Consider the following 16,665-nt stretch of genomic DNA (forward strand, 5'->3'; position numbering starts at 1 on the left):
CTCCGGCATACTTTCTCTTGCCCGCACGAATGGACGGATTGTTTCTAGGAGTTTTGGCGGCATTTTTGATCCGCATGCCCCGGAGCAATCGCTGGCTGAATGAACATCGTCGGGAGTTGTATGCTGGGGCGTTGCTTCTGGCCCTGCCTGTGATTCTAATGACGTGGCTGATTTCGTGGCAGCAGGTCGATGGGCGAAGCCCTTTGATGCAATATTTGGGTTACAGCGCCCCGCCGCTTCTATTCTTTGTCGTGCTCTTGCTCGTCGTGACAGGGGAACAGGGCGTCCCCGCTATTCTGTCTCCTCTTTGTTGGCTAGGCCTTGGCGCCTACTCGCTCTACCTGACTCACCGGATATGTCTCTTTCTCGCTATTGGAGTCGTCGGCCAATACATATCAGCAATTGCGTTGGCTCTTTCCGTCCTAGCGTCACTTGTCCTCTGGCGATTGGTCGAGAAGCCATTTATGACGTTTGGACGCGAACGCTTTAGATATAAGGACAGAGATGGCGATCTCGCTTCTATTCGACCCGCGTAGCTCCGTCGAATGCTGATGCGATGACCGAGCCGGCACGCCTCTCCGACGTCACGACGGCCACTGCTGCATGGTGATGCTCCAAGGGAAATTGCGCGGCGAGCGGAATGCCGGCTGCGCGGGGAAGTAGAAAATTCCTAAGGTTGCTGAATGGGTTAACCACTATCCCCGGCAGACTACGGGCCGGGCTTGCACGGTCGGGTTGTAGCGGGATAGGCTTCCCGATATTTCAGGGGAGCAATTTTATGAAACGCTTTGCCATTGTCGCTGCGCTGGCGTTGCTGTCCGGTGCCGCCCTTGCCCAGCCGCCAGTCGAAATCACACCCGACGATTCAATTGAGCTTCAGCCTGGGGAGATCAAAGTCGTCGAATTCGATCAACCCGTGTCAGACATCAAAATAGCGGGCGAAGGTCTCGTCAAAGTCGTTCCGATGACCGACAGGACATACTCGGTTCAGGCACTCAGTGCTGGATCTACGGTTGCGATCGCTTACGGGCCCGGCGGCAAGGAAGTCCATCGGTTCGGCATCGGCGTCGCCGGGCACCTCGTGAAAATCTATGGCCAGGGACCGACCCCGGCGCTCAAGACCGGGGACGAATACAACAGCTATATCTGCTCTCAGCGCGGCTGCGGCCGGGTCAACACCGACGTCACGTCTGGACCGTCCGCAGCGATCATCTCGGACACCAAGACCGACAAAGACGGCAACGCCCACACGGTGACCAGAGAGTATCGGTAGCTGCGTTCTATCCGATCACTCCGTAAGCTGCCACCTCCGCCGCCCCGGCTTCCGGCCCGCGTCGTCAAACGCGCGACGAGCAGCTCGACGTAGTAGTGGTCGAGCCTTGAATTCGTGTTGGCGAACGCGCCGCACTATCTGCTGACGTCTTTAAGAGCCGATTACACACCCGGCGCCACCTACGCCACCACCAATGACAAAGGCCGGGCCACCTCCGCTTCCCGGCCATCCAGCGGTGAAGCCTGACGGGACACTGTAGGCAAATGCGGATGCGCCGAAGTTGGCTGTGAAGTTGTCGCCGACCGTTGGGCTTCCGAATGGGCTGAACCCGACGACTGGTGCGTATTGCGCTGCAAGCAAGTTGATGCCCCCGGTGTTCGTCGCCGGGTCTGCTGTTCCGCTATTATTCCAACTGCCGCCGTTCAGCCTGTACCAGACTCTTCCATTGCCGGCGTCATGCGCTACGCAGATCACACTTCCAGCAGCGTTGGCCGCACCGCCAACTGATCCGACAGTGCCGCCGTTATTTACGATACTGCCGCCGCCCAACCAGACGCCAGACCCGGCGCCGGCATTGCCGTTTGTAAGCGCACCATACCCGTAGCTGGACGCCATGACGCCGATGGAATCGGTTGAGCCATGCGATGCGCCTACGGTGACCTCGAAATAGAACTTTCCGGAATTCTTGTAGTCAGTCGACTGCGCACCGCCAGTGCTCGTACTCGTGCGTGTCGCGGTCAAATCGCCGTTCGAAAGCGTGGCGTTGGAAAGCGAGGTGGGGTCGAAGGCAGAACTCACGCCGACCATCCTGCCGTGAAGCCAGATGGAATGGCGTAGATGAATGCGGATGCGCCGAAGTTGGCAGTGAAGTTGTCGCCGGCTACAGGACTGCCGATACCACTGAACCCCAAGACGGGAGCCACGTTGGCGAACGTAACGATCCCTCCGGTATTGGTGGCCGGATTGGCAGTGCCGCTCCCATTCCAATTGCCTCCATTGCGCCTCAGCCAAAGGCGCAGATTGTCGATATCACAAGCGCCGCTGATCACATCGGAAGCGGCGCCCGCGCCCAACGAACCAACACTACCGCCGTTCGTCAAAAGGGTGCCGTTCTTCACCCAGTACCCGGAATAGCTACCGGTCGTTCCGTTGGTGATCGCAAAATATCCGGCCGACGACGCCATGATGCCGATGAAATCGGTGTTGGCATTCGATGCGCCGATAGTGACCTCGAAATAGAATCTACCGGCGCTCTTGTAAGCGATCGATTGCGCACCGCCCGTGCTCGTGTTGCTGCGCGTTGCGGTCAGATTGCCATTGGATAGCGTGGCGTTGGAGAGCGAGGCTCCGTCGAACGTTGTCGGCGTAAGGCCGCCGCCGGCCGAAGGTCTGGGAGTGGGACGGGCAAGAATTTGCGGGCTACAAAACATCCAAATCTCTCCTTATCCGGGATTAATCGTGCGCTGTAGCCCGGGCGGCACGTTTCATCTCATCGATGATCGCGCTGTAATTCGTTTGGGGCATTTGCCTTAGCCATTCGTCCGCCTGAGGCGGAGCAAGACGCGCTCGCTCGGCCTCGACGTTCGCCGCTGGTTCATCCGCAGTCGGCAAGATCATGCGCGCCGTCCAAGCTCTCGGCCGAACTCTGACCGCAGGCCCGCCAATCCAATGTTCAGCACGTCGGCGATATCAGTTTCGCTTGCGCCCAGTGCAACCATGGCTGCGACGAAACGAGAGGCGCGATTTGCCACCCCTTTCACGGAGAACATTTCCATGGCCAACGCGCTAGCCAAGTCACCCAGGTCATCGGGGTGCGGTTTCGTCGGGCGCCGCATCCAGTGATGCTGAGCGCCATAGGCGAGCAGGTCGCCGTAGCCGACGCCGAACTCGGAGCAAATCTCCATGATGGATTGGTTCCCGGTGAAGTAGGCTAGCCCTACGGCATCCCAATCTACTGTTGCCGCCCTTGTCGGGCGGCCGGCGCCCTTCCGAACTCCGCCTCGGCCAAGACCCTTTGATTTCGTCACCGGATTGAAGCCTTTCTCTTTGATTTAAGAATGCAAGAAGTGCCCACAAAACGTGGGGTGTTTGATTTAGCGTCCCTTTGATTAGGTCCCGGTGAGTTTACCCAGCGGGAAAAAATCTGCGGGCGACACTCCGTGCGGTTACGGGGCCTTTTTCGATCGCGTTTTCAAATGACGCCCCCCGGGGGCTGTTCAACTGGGTCAGTCAGCCTGACCGCGTCCGCGCGCTCGCGGCCGTTGCGCTCGTCAATCACGAGGTCGAACGTCACGATCTGGCCAGCTTCGGGCCTGAATACTGCCGAGAGGTGCTTAATATGCACGAACGCATCAGGGCCACCGTCGTCGCGTCGGATGAAGCCGAAGCCGCGATCAGTATCCCACATCTTGATTTTGCCGCTGTACATAGCTTTGCCCTTAATGAAGATCGGTGCAGCCGCGCTCGAGCCATGCACGCACCTTCGTCATGCTCTCTTCCATTGAATCCTGCAGTACCGTCTCGCGATGATCGCGGAGGACATTCATGGCTTCGTCGAAGGTCATCGCACCGGAAACCAGCACGTCTTCGACGAAGCGCTCCTCAGACTTCGCAATGAGTTCTAGGCTCTTTGCGCGCACCTTCGTCATGATGGCATCGATGTCGCTGACCTTCGTCATCGCGCATCCCGTCCGGCCTTGACGCACAGCCTCCAAACGCCATCCCCAGACCCGGGGCGTACGCCCTTCGAGTCGGTCACGGCGAACCACATCGCTCCGCGATCGCTGCAAAAAGTATGGCGTTTAAATTCCTTCTCAGAATCCCAAGTGCCAACCCATGGCACGAGCGGCTTTTCTTGCAGCTCGAACGTCTTTTGCTCAACCGCACAGAGGCGATCAACCAGAGGCGTCACCGCCTTGACTACGTAATCCCTGATCACAGGAGCAATCGCCTCCATAAGCGTCTCGATCTCTCGCAATTTTTGATCCGAGATCCCGGACTGCTTGATGAATTGCTGCTTTTGGGACTCGGTTGGATTCTTGATCGCACCGACTTCCTCGGCGGTCATGGACACGCCATCGATCAAATATTTTCGAGCCATTGCGTTACCCCCAAATCCTATCGGATATCGGGGGCGCGCCCGTAGCGGCGCGCGTAGTCGAGCTCCAGCCGAGCGAGGTGCCGGGCTCTGGCGCCCATAGGTCTGGATTCGCCGACGCGGGCAAGATCGAGGTCGCGCGCCAGCTCTTTCCGAAGCGCTCGTATCCTGTGCAGGTCTTTGACCTCGGGCAGGATTTTGACGGGCTTCGATCTCTTTAACCTGACTACGGGCGGCATCAGTGTTTCTCCTCTTCCGGCGCGCTCGCCGCGATGATTGATTGCGCGATCGCCAGCATGCCGCTGAGCAGCGGCGCCGGCATCGAGACCGCTCGAATGCCGGCCTCCTTTAAGGCGAGGCCTGATGCGTTGAGGGCATCGATCGCTGATGTTAGCTCATTGATATTGCAGACGATGCGCTCCGCTGCGGCTTTGCGGAGAGGGATTATCGCGTCGCGAACGGCACTCGCATTCTCCGAGCTGCAGGACCTGATACGCTCACGAACTGCTGCGGCCGACCGGTCTAGCCTAACCGCTTCAGCGTTGAGGCTGTCGAGTCGAGATTGAGCCGCGCGCCGATCATCCTCGGACACGAACCTCAGCGCGGACTTAAACACTCCGCTCGCGATGTCCTGTTGAGTACGGATTTCGGTGCACAGATCACCTTGCGCTCGCTGGATCTCAGCGAGTTCAGCCTCTGCAGAGGCCATGGTGGCCGGCATCGCACGCCGTGCCGCTGCCCTGATCGCTTCCCGGTTGGGTGTTCCCATTTGCAAAACCCACTTCGCTAGTTTCCGAATCATTACCCCATCTCGCTATGTCGACCGCGTGTGGTGTCACGCACGGTCATCGAATAAACGATTGGCCAAGATGAATTTCGAAGCTGCGGCGCTAATTGCCTCGCGGTCCTCGGTGTCCCACTCAGGGAGGTAACCGCGATCCTGGAGAAAATCCGCGGCCGTCCGTGGGACGGTGACCCAGATGCGGATCAATCCCAGTTTCTTGCGAAGCCGAGATTCCTTCGAGTGACGAGCATGCTGTCGTCGTCTTTTCTTAGCCACCGGGTCGCATGGCGGACTGTCTGTTGAGCTCATTCAACAGCCTCATTTGCGACACTCTGGTTTTGCGCCAGCAACCCTCTCAGCAACACCGCGCCAGTAGGTGCCTTCCCCCCATAGGGGGAAAGGCAGCTGGCGCAGTGTCGCAAGCTTGATCGGGGTTGCGACAGTTGCGGCACCTTTGCTGCGACAGTTTTTAATAGTGTCGCAGGCATCAGCAATTTGCCCACTGGTCCACCTCGACGAACGGTCGTTCGTGACGCGATTCGTCTGGACGCTGGACGACCTTGAGAGCCCTGTTTTCGATCCATGTCCGAAGCAAGGTTTTCACCTTCGCCTTACCGGCCAGATCGGCCAAGTCGATGCCGAGCACATCGGCGACCGCGTTGCCAGCCCAGCCCTTCGCACTGGAGCTCTGCCGCCATTCACCCCCGGCGATTGCCCTCTGCACGCGGAACAAATCGTCCGTGGTGACGTCGCCGAACGCGGACGGCCATTCCCAGGGGATAACCACGCCAACGCTATCCCCGAGCCCATCAGGCCCGTTGCCGAGCCTTACGCTTTCGATCTTGAACCAGTCCGACTTGTCGGCCGGCGGGGCGAGGTTGGCCTTGTCATTGAACGCACGGAAGTGCAGGCGCGGGTTGTCGGCGCCGCTGTCCTGCGCCTCCTTCTCCGACATGCGGTTGATGGCGCGTACCACCCGACAAGCGTCTGTGAGGGCTTTCGCGCCTCGAGCGGACTCGACAGTTACCTCCGTCTCGGTGCCGCTGAGTTTTCGCGTGTGGTGAACAAGCTGGACGGCGCAGTTGCCGCGGTCGGCGACCGCGGCCCACTCCTTTGCAATCATGTCCATCGCACCGTTGTCGTTTTCGCTGGCCTCGTGGCAGCTCACGAACGGGTCGATCACGATGACGTCGATCTGACGGGCTTTGATCTCGGCTATGAGCCCTTCGACGACGGGCCGGACGATCACGGCGCCGTTCCGTATCGCCGTTGCGATAACAAGCCGTTGATCCCGCCCACTGTCGACGAAGAGCCGATCGGCTATGTCATCTGCGGACAGCCCGAAATGCAGGGCTGCCGCCTGGATCCGGCGCGCGGTCTCCTCCTGTGGATCCTCCAAGTTCCAGAGCCACACCCGCAACGGCTGGGCCGGCTTGATGCCCAGCAAGGGCTTGCCGGACGTCTGGGCAAGGGTCTCCGCGGTGACCAGCCCGGACTTACCAACGCCGCCAGGCGCCACGGTTGCGGACAGAAACTTCCGGACCAGTAGATGGCCGTACAGCCAATCCCGCTGCGGCAAAGTCTCGGGCGACCGCCAAAGGTAGGGTGTCGCCTTTATCGGGGCTTCGCCAGCGGGACCCTCCAAGTCTTTCCGTTCGTAGGGGTCGGCTGCTGCCGCGTCGCAGGCCGCTGAGATGATGTTCTGCACCGTGTCGGCGTCGTGACGGTCGACTATGCCGCACAGCTCGGCAGCCATCCAAAGGCGCTCCGGAACGTCTTTGTCGGCCAAGAAGCCATTCAACTGCACGCGGGTGAGACGCTGGCTTAACGCCGCCAGCGCCCGCAATTCGTCCCCGGGCTCGCGTCCGGAGAGCAAAAATCTAGCCTTGGCGTACTCGCCGTTCGCCATCGAGGGCGTCAGGTCGGTGAGTGGGGGGAACGACAAAGGCTCGATCGATGGAGTAAGGGCAACGATCTTATTCATGTCCGGAACGTCGCTCCGGTGAATTCGGCCAGCACCCGAGCTGCAGCGTCGGCTCGGTCTTGGTCGACCAAGCCACGCGACTGGAACACACAATCGCCGCCGCGACTGGTGTGGACCACGGCGAAGGCCGGCTCGCCGCCGTGACGATCTCGGACTGGGGTCACCCTGACGAAGCCGCCGAGCCGGCGGATGTCGGATGCAAAGATCGGAGGAGCGCGCCGAACCGTCATCGGGCGACTCCGAAGGCCAAGGCCGCGATGGTGCTGGCTACCGCATAGCCAACTAGGAATGTGCGGGCGATACGGGAAGCTTGACGGTCTGTGACGTCGTCGTGCATTGTCGTGGTGCTAGATACAGCAGCGGTGCGATTTGGGGTCGGCTTTCCAGAGCCGGCCCTTCGCACTTTTCGGACATCCGGACTTGCGCGCGACTTGCGCGTTGCACCGCTTCCGTTCGCCGTCTGATCTACCGACGTTCTATAGTCAACGACACCGTAAGCATCTGACCGAAATGCGTTTCTCAGCCTTGCTGCTTCGTTGACATGGTAGGGGTCACAGGTTCGATCCCTGTCGCACCCACCATCCTTCGCTCGCGCAGCGAGAGAAGGATGCCGCGCCGAAGCCCGACGGGCGGAGGCGGGGTTGTGGCCGCGAGCTTCGGCTCGGCAAGCCACGCGTCACAACGACGAAATCGTGGTTTCTGCTTCAACCTGTCAAACAGCGCGATGTCATCCGCGCAGGCGGGTATTCCAGAGACAGCAGTGTTTGAACCGAGGGGCCGCGGCTCCCTCCAGGCGTCGTCCCTGCGAAAGCAGGGACCCATACTCCGCGGCGGATGCTGTTGAAGGGATTCGTCGCTCAGTCATCGCGCAACAATCACCTTCGGTGGTTATGGGTCCCTGCTTTCGCAGGGACGACACCGGATGTATTGCGCTGCCGGCGAGTCATACGCCCGCATTCGCGTGACATCGTTTTGTCCGAGCTTGGCCGCCGCTATGGAGGGCGGTCGGACGGAAGCCGGTAGCGCCACGTTTCGCCGGCGAGAACCCCGCGCTGTCGACGCACAACGGAGGGCCATTCGGAGCGAACCATGCTCAGGACCGCAGCATCGGCGGACGGACCTTCATCGGCCGCGAAATATGCGCGAAGCCTTCCTTCGCGGCGGAAGCCGAGGGCGGCGTAGAGATCGAGCATGTGCCTCAGGCGCCAGTCCAGATGCAGCTCGGCTCGCTCGACGTCGAGCACCTCGAACGCATACCGCGTCATGAGATGTGCAACGTGACTGACGAGCATGGCCTCGTCCAGCCGTCCGATGCTCCAGATGGGGGCGAACGTAGCCCGCTTTTCGTGCCGGTCGATCGCGCCGAACCCGGAAACGCCGAGCAGGTCTCCCGATCCCGCGGCCTCGATTGCGAACGCAGCCGCGGTGTCGACCTGCTCCCGTGCCGCCGCCAGGCGCGCGGTGTTCGGCCGGTCAGATGTGCCGCGATCGAGCCGCCGCAGCATGGCTGCCTCGCGAAGCTGCTGTGCGCGCGAAGACTCCGGGCCGGTGATCCTGGTCAACAGGATGCGGTCGGTGGCGAAGCTTGCATGGTTGCTCGACAGGTACATGCCCTATTGACGCACCCGATGAGCATGCCGTCAAATGACCGGAACGCCAGTTCATATGCAAATTGGTTATGCCCCTGAATCCAAGACATATCGACCTGTTTCGAGAGGTCGTGCGCCACAACGGAATCACGAAGGCCGCCTTGAGCCTTCGGGTGGGGCAGCCTTTCATCAGCCGCGCGATCGCACGTCTCGAGCGCGAGATCGGTTTTGCTTTGTTCGAACGCGGGCGAGGCGGCGTCACGCTGACGCCGGAAGGCGAGATATTCCTGCGCGAGGTCGAGAGAAACCAGGCCGGCCTCGAGTATCTGGCGCGCGCCGCGCGTGGCAATCGCGAGCGCGGCAGCGGGACACTCAGGATCGCATGTCTTCCGGCGTTCACCTATTCGTTGATGCCGCAGATCGTCAGCAGCTTCCTGCGGAAGAATCCCGACATCGTCGTATCCGTGGCTGTCCACAGCCCCGAGCGCGTCTGGAGTCTGGTGGCCTCGGGACAATGCGACGTCGGACTGGCGCGGCCGCAGGCGGGGTTTGCCGCGGTCGACGACGAGCTCCTCATGATAAAGGAGGCGGTCTGCGTCCTGCCCCGCCAGCACCGGTTGCGCTCGAAGCGATCGATCGCAGCGCAAGATCTGCGGGGAGAGCCCATGATCGCAGCTTCCCCGAGCGCACCGCATCGATCCCGCTTTGAACGCATCCTCGATGAGGCCAAGGTCGAGATCAAGACGGTCGCGGAGATCCAGTACAGCATGCAGCGTTGCGCCCTGGTTGCACAGGGACTGGGTTTCTCGATCGTCGACCCGATCGTGGCTCGGGATTTTGCAAGCTCCAAAATCGTACTCAAGCCGTTCGTGCCACGGCTGGAGATCGCCACCATGTTGCTGCTTCCGTCGCAGCGGCCGCGAAGCCGTCTCGCACTTCAATTCTGCGATCTGCTGCGCGCCGAAACCGCTGATTACAGGAAGTCCGCGCGCATGCAGGCTTAAGCACCAGCGGCAAGGCCTTCTCTCGCGTTGCGCTCGGCATGACCTCGCGGGACGGCGCGAGCCGCCCGCGACGCAATCGCTTTGCTTAGCGCGCTGTGCTCGCAGAAAAATTCGACGGGCACTTGTGACTTTCGTCATCTCGACGCTCACATGTGAATGCCGCAGCGTGCGCGCGCATGTACGCCTCGCGCGTGTTCGATTCGTACGGATTGCATTCACGTCGTGCGCGGTGGATTGCCGCATGATTGGGCAGGAGCGTTCGCAATGCGATCATGCGCGGGATTCTCGATATGTCATCTACCGTGCTTAGGTGGCGCCTTTGCAGCGACATGCGTTTCGTCCAGGCGCGGAGATCGAGAAAATTTTCTGAAGACTCTGCGATGATGCGTTGCCCGATCGCATCGCATGAACGCAATCTTGGATTTCTGCACGCCGCGCGTTGCCGCCCCTCTGGTTCTCGCGCAGATTGTTCTCTAGATCAGTCAAGCCTGCTCGTGACGGAGCATCCGAGCCGGACACGGCAATGACGCGACAATGATGAACGCCATGTGCGAGCACGACTGCCAGAGGAACCTGCGTCAACCCTATCGGGAGCGGCCGGCGTAAGCCGTCGATGTCCGAATCCCGAAATGCCTCTTCCTTGTCTCCCCGAAATTCGCCGGTCTGTGAGCGGCCGGCGACGCAACCTTGGGAATGCGCTTCCGTTGAGCCAACGTTCGTCGTTCGCGCCAACGGGGCACGAAAGTACATGCAACCAGACGACAAGACGCCGGCACACGCAGCGCAGCTTCTGGAACACGTTCCCCTGCCGCGCGAGCCGCGGAACATCAGGGATGTAACCCCCGCGCCGCCGCGGCTGTTCTCGACACGACACTATCCGCCCTCGGAGCAGTTCGAGGTCTGGAAGACGCGGATGGCTTCGCTGGTCGACGTTGCGCCACCGGAAGGTCATAGCCCTGCGCACGGGTTCCTGGTGGAGTACCTGACCTGCAACATGGCCGATGTCGTCTTCACGTCGGGGCGATTCGCCGCGCAATCATTCGCCCGTGTCATCAAACCGTCGCATGGCACGCCCGTCGATATCTGGTGGCTGTACCGGGTGCGCTCCGGCGAAGCCCGCTTCGAGACCGCAGACCGGCGGATTCACGCCGGGCCGGGCGCCATGTTCCTGATCTCGCTCGATGAGGATTTCCGCGGCAGCATCACGGACTATGACGGCCTGGTGCTGGGTTTGCCGCGCCAGTCGTTCGCCGATGTGGCCGATCGACTCGACGGTGTCTGCAATATTCTACTCGAAGGCAATCTGATCGAATTGTTGGCCGATTATTTCGACCGACTCGAAACGCGCATCACCTTCATGTCCTCGGAGGAGTTGAGGCAGGCGGGGCGGGCGACCGCGCAGATGATCGCCGCGTGCATCCAGCTCTCCTCGGATCGGCTGGAGCAGGCGCACGGCGCGATCGAGTCGGTGTTGTTCGAGCGTGCGCGTCTTTATATAGAGTCGCATCTCGCCGACTTCGACCTGACGCCGGACCGCATTGCGCAGCAATTGCGGATCTCGCGTTCTGCCCTCTACCGTGCATTCGAGAGCGTCGGCGGCGTTGCCGGCTACATCCTGCGCAAGCGGCTGCGCGCGGCGCATGCTGAACTTGTCTCGTCCGCCGAGAGGCAGGTGCAGGAGATCGCCTATCGCCACGGCTTCAAGCTGGCGTCCGATTTCACCCGCGCCTTCCGCCGCGAATTCGGCGTCAGCCCGCGCGAGATGCGCGAACGCATGCGCCGCCGATCAACTACCGGTTGAGGTGTATGAAAACAACTCATGGTGCATCGAGCGAATCCTTCAACTTGTGAGACGATCTGCGTGTTATTTGGACGGCCTGCTGAGTGACGCTGGCAAAATTGTGTCTATCATTTTGCAACATGACGACTCGGGGCACATTGATGGGGCAGTCGAGCGAGCGCTGGGTGGCAAGATGCGCTCGTTGAATTCGACACATCGTTGGCCAGGACGGGACGATGATGGTGTGCACGATCATCGTTATTTTTTCGCGCGTGCGGCCGGCGGGCCCGCGCGTCGGCCCGGTCCATGGCGCGTCGCCTCCGGCGTCTGGACCAGATGTCGCGAAAGGGGCGCACCATGGCTGTCGCACACAACTCAACAAAATCGCTGAAGCGTCGAGGGCGCGCCGGCTTCGTCCGGAGCTGGGTCGCATCGGGCGATGCGGGCAGCACTTCGCTGCGGCGACGGCTGCTGGCCGTGCTGCGTCAGGCGCACCGTGTCCTTGGCGTGAAGCGGGATCGCTTAAGCCTCGGGTCACTGGGAATCGGCGGGTCGGCCGTCGCGACGGCACTCGCGTTAGCCGTCGCGGTGCTGACCGCCTCGGCCGCGAGCGCGGGAAGCGTGCAGCTCGGTGGTGGAAGTGCGACCGGCACCGATTCCGTAGCGATCGATACCAATTCGTCAGCCAGCGGCCTGCGCGCCATCGCGATCGGAAGTGGAGCAAACGCGGCCGGCTTGGATGCCGTTGCCCAGGGCACCGGCACCAGCGCAGGCGCCCAGAACGCCATCGCGATCGGTTTTCAGTCGATCGCTTCACAGCTAAATTCGCTCTATCTCGGCTCGCGCACGGCCGCGGGAACCGGTGCGCTTGCTACGAGTGCCATCGGCATCGGCACGGACGTGACAGCATCTCAGGTCGACGCGATTGCGGTTGGGCGTTCATCCGTTGCGTCAGCGCAGTACTCGGTGGCTCTTGGCCTGAACGCGAAGGCGACGGGCACTGGCGGCGCGATGGCGCTGGGCCAGGGCACGGTCTCGAGTGGCGTCAACTCGGTCGCGCTCGGCGTTCAAGCCATCGCCACAGGCGCCGGCACCAGCGCCTTGGGCACCTTCGCCAATGCCACCGGAGGCAATGCTACCGCGGTCGGCGTCAGCTCCTTGGCGAGCGGCAACTATTCGTGGGCCGGAGGCTGGGCATCCGTTGCCTCGGCGGACAGTGCGACTGCGCTTGGCAAGCAGGCGACCGCGTCGGGGATCAACTCATTCGCCGGAGGCAGCTCCAGCAACGCAGCCGCAGATTTTGCCGTGGCTGTGGGCAATCAAGCGCAGGCGCTCAGCACCGGGGGCTCGGTCGCGATCGGGTCGGGCGCGGTCGTCAACAGTGCAGCGACGGGCGGCATCGCGATCGGCAACAACGCGGCCTCCGCCGGCATCAATTCGCTCGCGACCGGCGTTGGGGCCAGTGCCGCCGGCACAAGTTCGCTGGCGATTGGCACTGCCTCAAATGCGAGTGCTGCCGCCAGCACTGCGGTTGGCAACACGGCCGTTGCCAGCGGCCAAAACGCCTCCTCATTCGGGTCTGGAGCGCACGCGACAGGAGACAATTCTCTTGCGGCCGGCGTCAGCGCCAGCGCCAGCGGAATCGCCAGTACCGCACTCGGCATCGGCGCCAATGCGTCGGCTACGAGCGCCATCGCCGTCGGCAACAATGCCGCGGCCAGTTCCGCCAATGCTGTCGCCGTGGGCACCAATGCGACGGCTTCCGGCGGGCAGGCCGTCTCGATCGGCGCGAACAACGTCGCCTTTGGCAACGGCGCTGTGGCGATCGGCGATCCCAGCTATGCCAGCGGCACCGGCGCCTTCACCGGCGGCGCGAACAATATCGCCAACAGTGACGGCACCGCCACCGCCACCGCCGCCAACCAGGCCAACGGCGCGGTTGCGATCGGCAACAACAACAAGGCGATCGGGCAGGGCTCGGTGGCGCTCGGCAATGGCTCCACCGCGGGCGCCGCCGGTCTTGCGGGCAACGTCGCATTGGGCAACGGCGCCACGGCGGCGGCAAGCTCCGGCGATGTCGCGCTTGGCTCCGGCAGCGTCACCGCCGCCGCTGTCAACACGCCGAACACGGTGATCAACGGCACCACCTACAGCTTCGCGGGGACGACGGCGACCTCGACCGTCAGCGTCGGCGCGCTCGGCGCCGAGCGCACCATCACCAATGTCGCGGCGGGCCGGATCAGCAACTCTTCGACGGATGCGATCAACGGCTCGCAGCTCTGGGCCACCAACCAGGCGGTCGACGGCCTCGCCACCACCGTCAACAACATCAACACCGGCGGCGGCATCAAGTATTTCCACGCCAATTCGACGCTGGCGGATTCCTCTGCGGTGGGCACCGATTCGGTTGCGATCGGACCGGTGTCGACCGCGACCGGCAGCGGCTCGGTGTCGATCGGCAACGGCGCCAACGCCGCGAACGCCAACGACATCGCGCTCGGCTCGGGCAGCCAGACCGGCACGGCGGTTCAAACCGCCAGCATGGTCATTGGCGGCAATACATACAGCTTCGCCGGAACGACACCGACCTCGACGGTCAGCGTCGGCTCGGTCGGCAATGAGCGCACCATCACCAATGTCGCGGCGGGGCGGGTCGGCAACGGCTCGACCGATGCGATCAACGGCTCGCAGCTGTTCGCCGCCACCTCGGCGATCGACAGCCTCTCGACCGTCGTCTCCAACGGCCTGACGCACTACTATGCCGTCAACGACGGCGGCACGCAGCAGGCCAACTACACGAATAACGGTGCGACCGGAACCAACTCGATGGCGGCGGGCGTTGCCGCCTCGGCGACCGCGACGAACTCCACCGCGCTCGGCTTCAACACCCAGGCATCGGTGGATGGCGGCGTCGCTATCGGCTCGGGGTCGATATCCAATCGCGCGCTCGCGCCGGCTTCCGGCACGATCGGCGGCACCATCATTCCCTACAACACCACCGATCTCGCGCTGCTCGGCGCGGTGTCGGTCGGCAATGCGACGAGCTATCGGCAGATCACCAACGTGGCCGACGGCACCCAGGACAGCGACGCTGTCACCGTGCGGCAGCTGACCGGCGCACTGACGTCGTTCGCGACCACGACGACGAAATACTTCCACGCCAACTCGACGCTCGCCGACTCGCTCGCGGTCGGCAACAATTCGGTCGCGGTGGGCCCTGCGACCGTGGTCAATGGCGACAACGGCATCGGCATGGGCTTCGGCGCAACCGTGGCGCAGACCGCGCCCGGCGGCATCGCGATCGGCCAGAATTCGGTGTCCAACTTCGCCGATTCGATCGCGTTCGGCACCAATGCCCAGGCGAGCGGCGTCCAGTCGGTGTCGATCGGCGCCGGATCCCAGACCACCAACCCGACCAGCGTTGCGCTCGGTCCGAACGCCAAGGCGACGGCGCAGGCCGGCGACGTTGCGCTCGGCGCCAATTCGACCACACAGGCGGTGGTCGCGACTTCGAGCACCTCGATCGGCGGCACCACCTACAACTTCGCCGGCACGACGCCGACCTCGACCGTCAGTGTCGGCAGCGCCGGTGCGGAGCGCACCATCACCAACGTGGCCGCGGGCCAGATCACCCAGACCTCGACCGACGCGATCAACGGCTCGCAGCTCTGGGCCACCAACACCTCGCTTGCCGCTCTCTACACCACGGTGAGCAACATCTCGACCGGCGGTGGCGGCGTGAAATATTTCCACGCCAATTCGACCGCGGCGGATTCCATCGCGACCGGCGCGGAGAGCGTCGCGATCGGGCCGCAGTCGGTCGCGAGCGGCAGCAATGCGATCTCGATGGGCAACGGCTCTGCGGCGTCGGCCGACAACTCGGTCGCGATCGGCGCCGGCGCCAAGGCGACGGCGGCCAATTCGCTGGCGCTCGGCGCCAACGCCACCACCACGGCCAATCTGAGCGACGCGGCCTATACGCCTGTGGTCGGCAAGACCGTCGCCGGCGTTGCGACCGGCGAAGTGTCGGTCGGCTCATCCGGCGCCGAACGCCGCGTCACCAACGTTGCCGCGGGCTCGGCGGCGACCGATGCGGTCAATGTCAGCCAGCTCCAGGCGGTTGCGTCGAGCTCGATCCGCTACGACTCCGACGGTTCCGGCAACACCACCAACAAGCTGACGCTGAACAGCGGCAACGGCGCGCCAGTGACCATCAGCAACGTGGCGCCCGGCGTCCTCGGCACCGATGCGGTCAACGTCAATCAGCTCAACAGCGCGTTCCAGCAGCTCAACGGCCAGATCGGCGAGGTACGGCAGGACGCCTGGCGGGCGGCCGCGATCGGCATGGCTGCCGCATCGCTGCGCTATGACGACCGGCCCGGCAAGGTGAGCGCCTCGGCGGGCGGCGGCGTCTGGCGCAGCCAGGGCGCGCTCGCCTTCGGCATCGGCTACACCAGCGAGAACGGCAAGCTGCGCACCAACGCCGCGGCAACCACCGCCGGCGGCGACTGGGGCGTCAGCGCCGGCGTGAGCCTGACGCTCAATTGACGCTGACGGCGACGAGGCGGCTGGCGTGTCTGGCTTTGGCGATCTGGCTCGGGGCGGCGGCGAACGCGGCCGCGCAGGGCGCGCCGCCTGGCGCCTACGCCGTGAAGCCGTCGGACGTCGTGGTGCCGGAGGGCGAGACGCTCGGCGAGTTCAGGCGGATGATCCAGCCGTTCAAGAACTGGACCCTGATTTGCGACGAGAGTCTCAAATCGAAGCGCCGCGTCTGCAACGTCACGCAATCGATCGTCAATGCGCAGGGCGCGGTCGCCTTCAACTGGTCGCTGATCGCGACCGCCGACGGCAAACCGCTGATGGCGATGCGGATTCCCGCCGCCGCCGGGGTCGGCGCGCAGATCGAGCTCGCGATGGGCGACAGTCCGGACCGCATCGTCGCGCAGACCGACCGCTGCGATGGCAGTTTCTGCTTCGCCACGGTCGCGATCGGCAATGTGCTGAGGCGACACATCCGCGCGGCGACGCCGTGCCGCGTGTCCTATCAGCTGCCGCAAGGGCCGATCGCGCTGGAGGCGCCGCTGGACGGACTGTCAGGCGTGCTGGCGAAACTGAAATGAGACGACAAGCTGCATGCGGATCCGGAATCCGGAG

At 63.1% G+C, this 16,665-nt stretch carries 16 protein-coding genes; 5 read left to right on the plus strand and 11 right to left on the minus strand.

Going from position 1 to position 16,665, the window contains the following annotated elements:
* The first annotated feature begins 778 nt into the window (after nucleotides 1-778).
* Complete coding sequence (locus tag ACVWYP_RS10985) at nucleotides 779-1,273, plus strand: pilus assembly protein N-terminal domain-containing protein (protein ID WP_304498630.1); 495 nt, start codon at nucleotides 779-781, stop codon at nucleotides 1,271-1,273.
* Between the two features lie 150 nt (nucleotides 1,274-1,423).
* On the opposite strand, the gene ACVWYP_RS10990 is transcribed toward ACVWYP_RS10985, so the two are convergent.
* From ACVWYP_RS10990 to ACVWYP_RS11040, 11 genes are all read right to left on the minus strand, one after another.
* Nucleotides 1,424-2,071 carry an SPRY domain-containing protein gene (locus ACVWYP_RS10990; RefSeq protein ID WP_304498631.1) on the minus strand — a complete coding sequence of 216 codons (648 nt, stop codon included), beginning with the start codon at nucleotides 2,069-2,071 and terminating at the stop codon, nucleotides 1,424-1,426.
* A complete protein-coding gene (locus ACVWYP_RS10995) occupies nucleotides 2,068-2,703 on the minus strand; it encodes an SPRY domain-containing protein (RefSeq protein WP_304498632.1) in 636 nt (211 codons plus the stop codon). The genes ACVWYP_RS10990 and ACVWYP_RS10995 overlap by 4 nt, the downstream gene beginning before the upstream one ends.
* 183 nt (nucleotides 2,704-2,886) lie before the next feature.
* The gene (locus tag ACVWYP_RS11000) at nucleotides 2,887-3,177 is read right to left on the minus strand and encodes a hypothetical protein (RefSeq protein WP_304498633.1); all 291 of its coding nucleotides are present in this window, start codon (nucleotides 3,175-3,177) and stop codon (nucleotides 2,887-2,889) included.
* 287 nt (nucleotides 3,178-3,464) lie between these two features.
* A complete protein-coding gene (locus ACVWYP_RS11005; RefSeq protein WP_304498634.1) occupies nucleotides 3,465-3,701 on the minus strand; it encodes a cold shock domain-containing protein in 237 nt (78 codons plus the stop codon).
* A 10-nt stretch (nucleotides 3,702-3,711) separates the two neighbouring features.
* On the minus strand, nucleotides 3,712-3,951 hold the full coding sequence (locus tag ACVWYP_RS11010; RefSeq protein ID WP_304498635.1) for a hypothetical protein: 240 nt from the start codon (nucleotides 3,949-3,951) through the stop codon (nucleotides 3,712-3,714).
* On the minus strand, nucleotides 3,948-4,373 hold the full coding sequence (locus ACVWYP_RS11015; protein WP_304498636.1) for a hypothetical protein: 426 nt from the start codon (nucleotides 4,371-4,373) through the stop codon (nucleotides 3,948-3,950). The genes ACVWYP_RS11010 and ACVWYP_RS11015 overlap by 4 nt, the downstream gene beginning before the upstream one ends.
* A 17-nt stretch (nucleotides 4,374-4,390) precedes the next feature.
* Nucleotides 4,391-4,609 (minus strand): hypothetical protein, encoded by a 219-nt coding sequence (locus ACVWYP_RS11020; protein ID WP_304498637.1) that lies wholly within the window; start codon nucleotides 4,607-4,609, stop codon nucleotides 4,391-4,393.
* Entirely contained in the window at nucleotides 4,609-5,139 is a 531-nt protein-coding gene (locus ACVWYP_RS11025) for a hypothetical protein (protein WP_304498638.1), read from the minus strand. Before ACVWYP_RS11025 ends, ACVWYP_RS11020 begins: the two co-directional genes overlap by 1 nt.
* 502 nt (nucleotides 5,140-5,641) lie before the next feature.
* Entirely contained in the window at nucleotides 5,642-7,138 is a 1,497-nt protein-coding gene (locus tag ACVWYP_RS11030; RefSeq protein WP_304498639.1) for an AAA family ATPase, read from the minus strand.
* Complete coding sequence (locus ACVWYP_RS11035; RefSeq protein WP_304498640.1) at nucleotides 7,135-7,368, minus strand: hypothetical protein; 234 nt, start codon at nucleotides 7,366-7,368, stop codon at nucleotides 7,135-7,137. Before ACVWYP_RS11035 ends, ACVWYP_RS11030 begins: the two co-directional genes overlap by 4 nt.
* Before the next feature lie 762 nt (nucleotides 7,369-8,130).
* Entirely contained in the window at nucleotides 8,131-8,748 is a 618-nt protein-coding gene (locus ACVWYP_RS11040; protein WP_304498641.1) for a GNAT family N-acetyltransferase, read from the minus strand.
* Nucleotides 8,749-8,816: 68 nt separating this feature from the next.
* Here ACVWYP_RS11040 and ACVWYP_RS11045 point away from each other — a divergent pair, with 68 nt between their 5' ends.
* The 4 genes from ACVWYP_RS11045 (at nucleotide 8,817) to ACVWYP_RS11060 (ending at nucleotide 16,631) form a co-directional block, all read left to right on the plus strand.
* Nucleotides 8,817-9,731, plus strand: coding sequence for a LysR substrate-binding domain-containing protein (locus ACVWYP_RS11045; protein WP_304498642.1), 915 nt, complete (start codon nucleotides 8,817-8,819; stop codon nucleotides 9,729-9,731).
* Between the two features lie 913 nt (nucleotides 9,732-10,644).
* Nucleotides 10,645-11,532 carry a helix-turn-helix domain-containing protein gene (locus ACVWYP_RS11050; RefSeq protein WP_304498643.1) on the plus strand — a complete coding sequence of 296 codons (888 nt, stop codon included), beginning with the start codon at nucleotides 10,645-10,647 and terminating at the stop codon, nucleotides 11,530-11,532.
* A 336-nt stretch (nucleotides 11,533-11,868) separates the two neighbouring features.
* On the plus strand, nucleotides 11,869-16,059 hold the full coding sequence (locus tag ACVWYP_RS11055) for a beta strand repeat-containing protein (protein WP_304498644.1): 4,191 nt from the start codon (nucleotides 11,869-11,871) through the stop codon (nucleotides 16,057-16,059).
* Complete coding sequence (locus tag ACVWYP_RS11060) at nucleotides 16,056-16,631, plus strand: invasion associated locus B family protein (protein ID WP_304498645.1); 576 nt, start codon at nucleotides 16,056-16,058, stop codon at nucleotides 16,629-16,631. The genes ACVWYP_RS11055 and ACVWYP_RS11060 overlap by 4 nt, the downstream gene beginning before the upstream one ends.
* The last annotated feature ends 34 nt before the right edge of the window (nucleotides 16,632-16,665 follow it).

It is taken from the genome of Bradyrhizobium sp. USDA 3262 (genome assembly GCF_054060035.1).

Excerpts from the sequence above, each read along its gene's own strand:
- ACVWYP_RS11035 (WP_304498640.1), bottom strand. The coding sequence starts at position 7,368 with ATGACGGTTCGGCGCGCTCCTCCGATCTTTGCATCCGACATCCGCCGG.
- ACVWYP_RS11000 (WP_304498633.1), bottom strand. The coding sequence starts at position 3,177 with ATGGAGATTTGCTCCGAGTTCGGCGTCGGCTACGGCGACCTGCTCGCC.
- ACVWYP_RS11010 (WP_304498635.1), bottom strand. The coding sequence starts at position 3,951 with ATGACGAAGGTCAGCGACATCGATGCCATCATGACGAAGGTGCGCGCA.
- ACVWYP_RS11050 (WP_304498643.1), top strand. The coding sequence starts at position 10,645 with ATGGCTTCGCTGGTCGACGTTGCGCCACCGGAAGGTCATAGCCCTGCG.
- ACVWYP_RS10995 (WP_304498632.1), bottom strand. The coding sequence starts at position 2,703 with ATGTTTTGTAGCCCGCAAATTCTTGCCCGTCCCACTCCCAGACCTTCG.
- ACVWYP_RS11040 (WP_304498641.1), bottom strand. The coding sequence starts at position 8,748 with ATGTACCTGTCGAGCAACCATGCAAGCTTCGCCACCGACCGCATCCTG.
- ACVWYP_RS11015 (WP_304498636.1), bottom strand. The coding sequence starts at position 4,373 with ATGGCTCGAAAATATTTGATCGATGGCGTGTCCATGACCGCCGAGGAA.
- ACVWYP_RS10985 (WP_304498630.1), top strand. The coding sequence starts at position 779 with ATGAAACGCTTTGCCATTGTCGCTGCGCTGGCGTTGCTGTCCGGTGCC.
- ACVWYP_RS11030 (WP_304498639.1), bottom strand. The coding sequence starts at position 7,138 with ATGAATAAGATCGTTGCCCTTACTCCATCGATCGAGCCTTTGTCGTTC.
- ACVWYP_RS11025 (WP_304498638.1), bottom strand. The coding sequence starts at position 5,139 with ATGGGAACACCCAACCGGGAAGCGATCAGGGCAGCGGCACGGCGTGCG.
- ACVWYP_RS11045 (WP_304498642.1), top strand. The coding sequence starts at position 8,817 with ATGCCCCTGAATCCAAGACATATCGACCTGTTTCGAGAGGTCGTGCGC.
- ACVWYP_RS11055 (WP_304498644.1), top strand. The coding sequence starts at position 11,869 with ATGGCTGTCGCACACAACTCAACAAAATCGCTGAAGCGTCGAGGGCGC.
- ACVWYP_RS11005 (WP_304498634.1), bottom strand. The coding sequence starts at position 3,701 with ATGTACAGCGGCAAAATCAAGATGTGGGATACTGATCGCGGCTTCGGC.
- ACVWYP_RS11020 (WP_304498637.1), bottom strand. The coding sequence starts at position 4,609 with ATGCCGCCCGTAGTCAGGTTAAAGAGATCGAAGCCCGTCAAAATCCTG.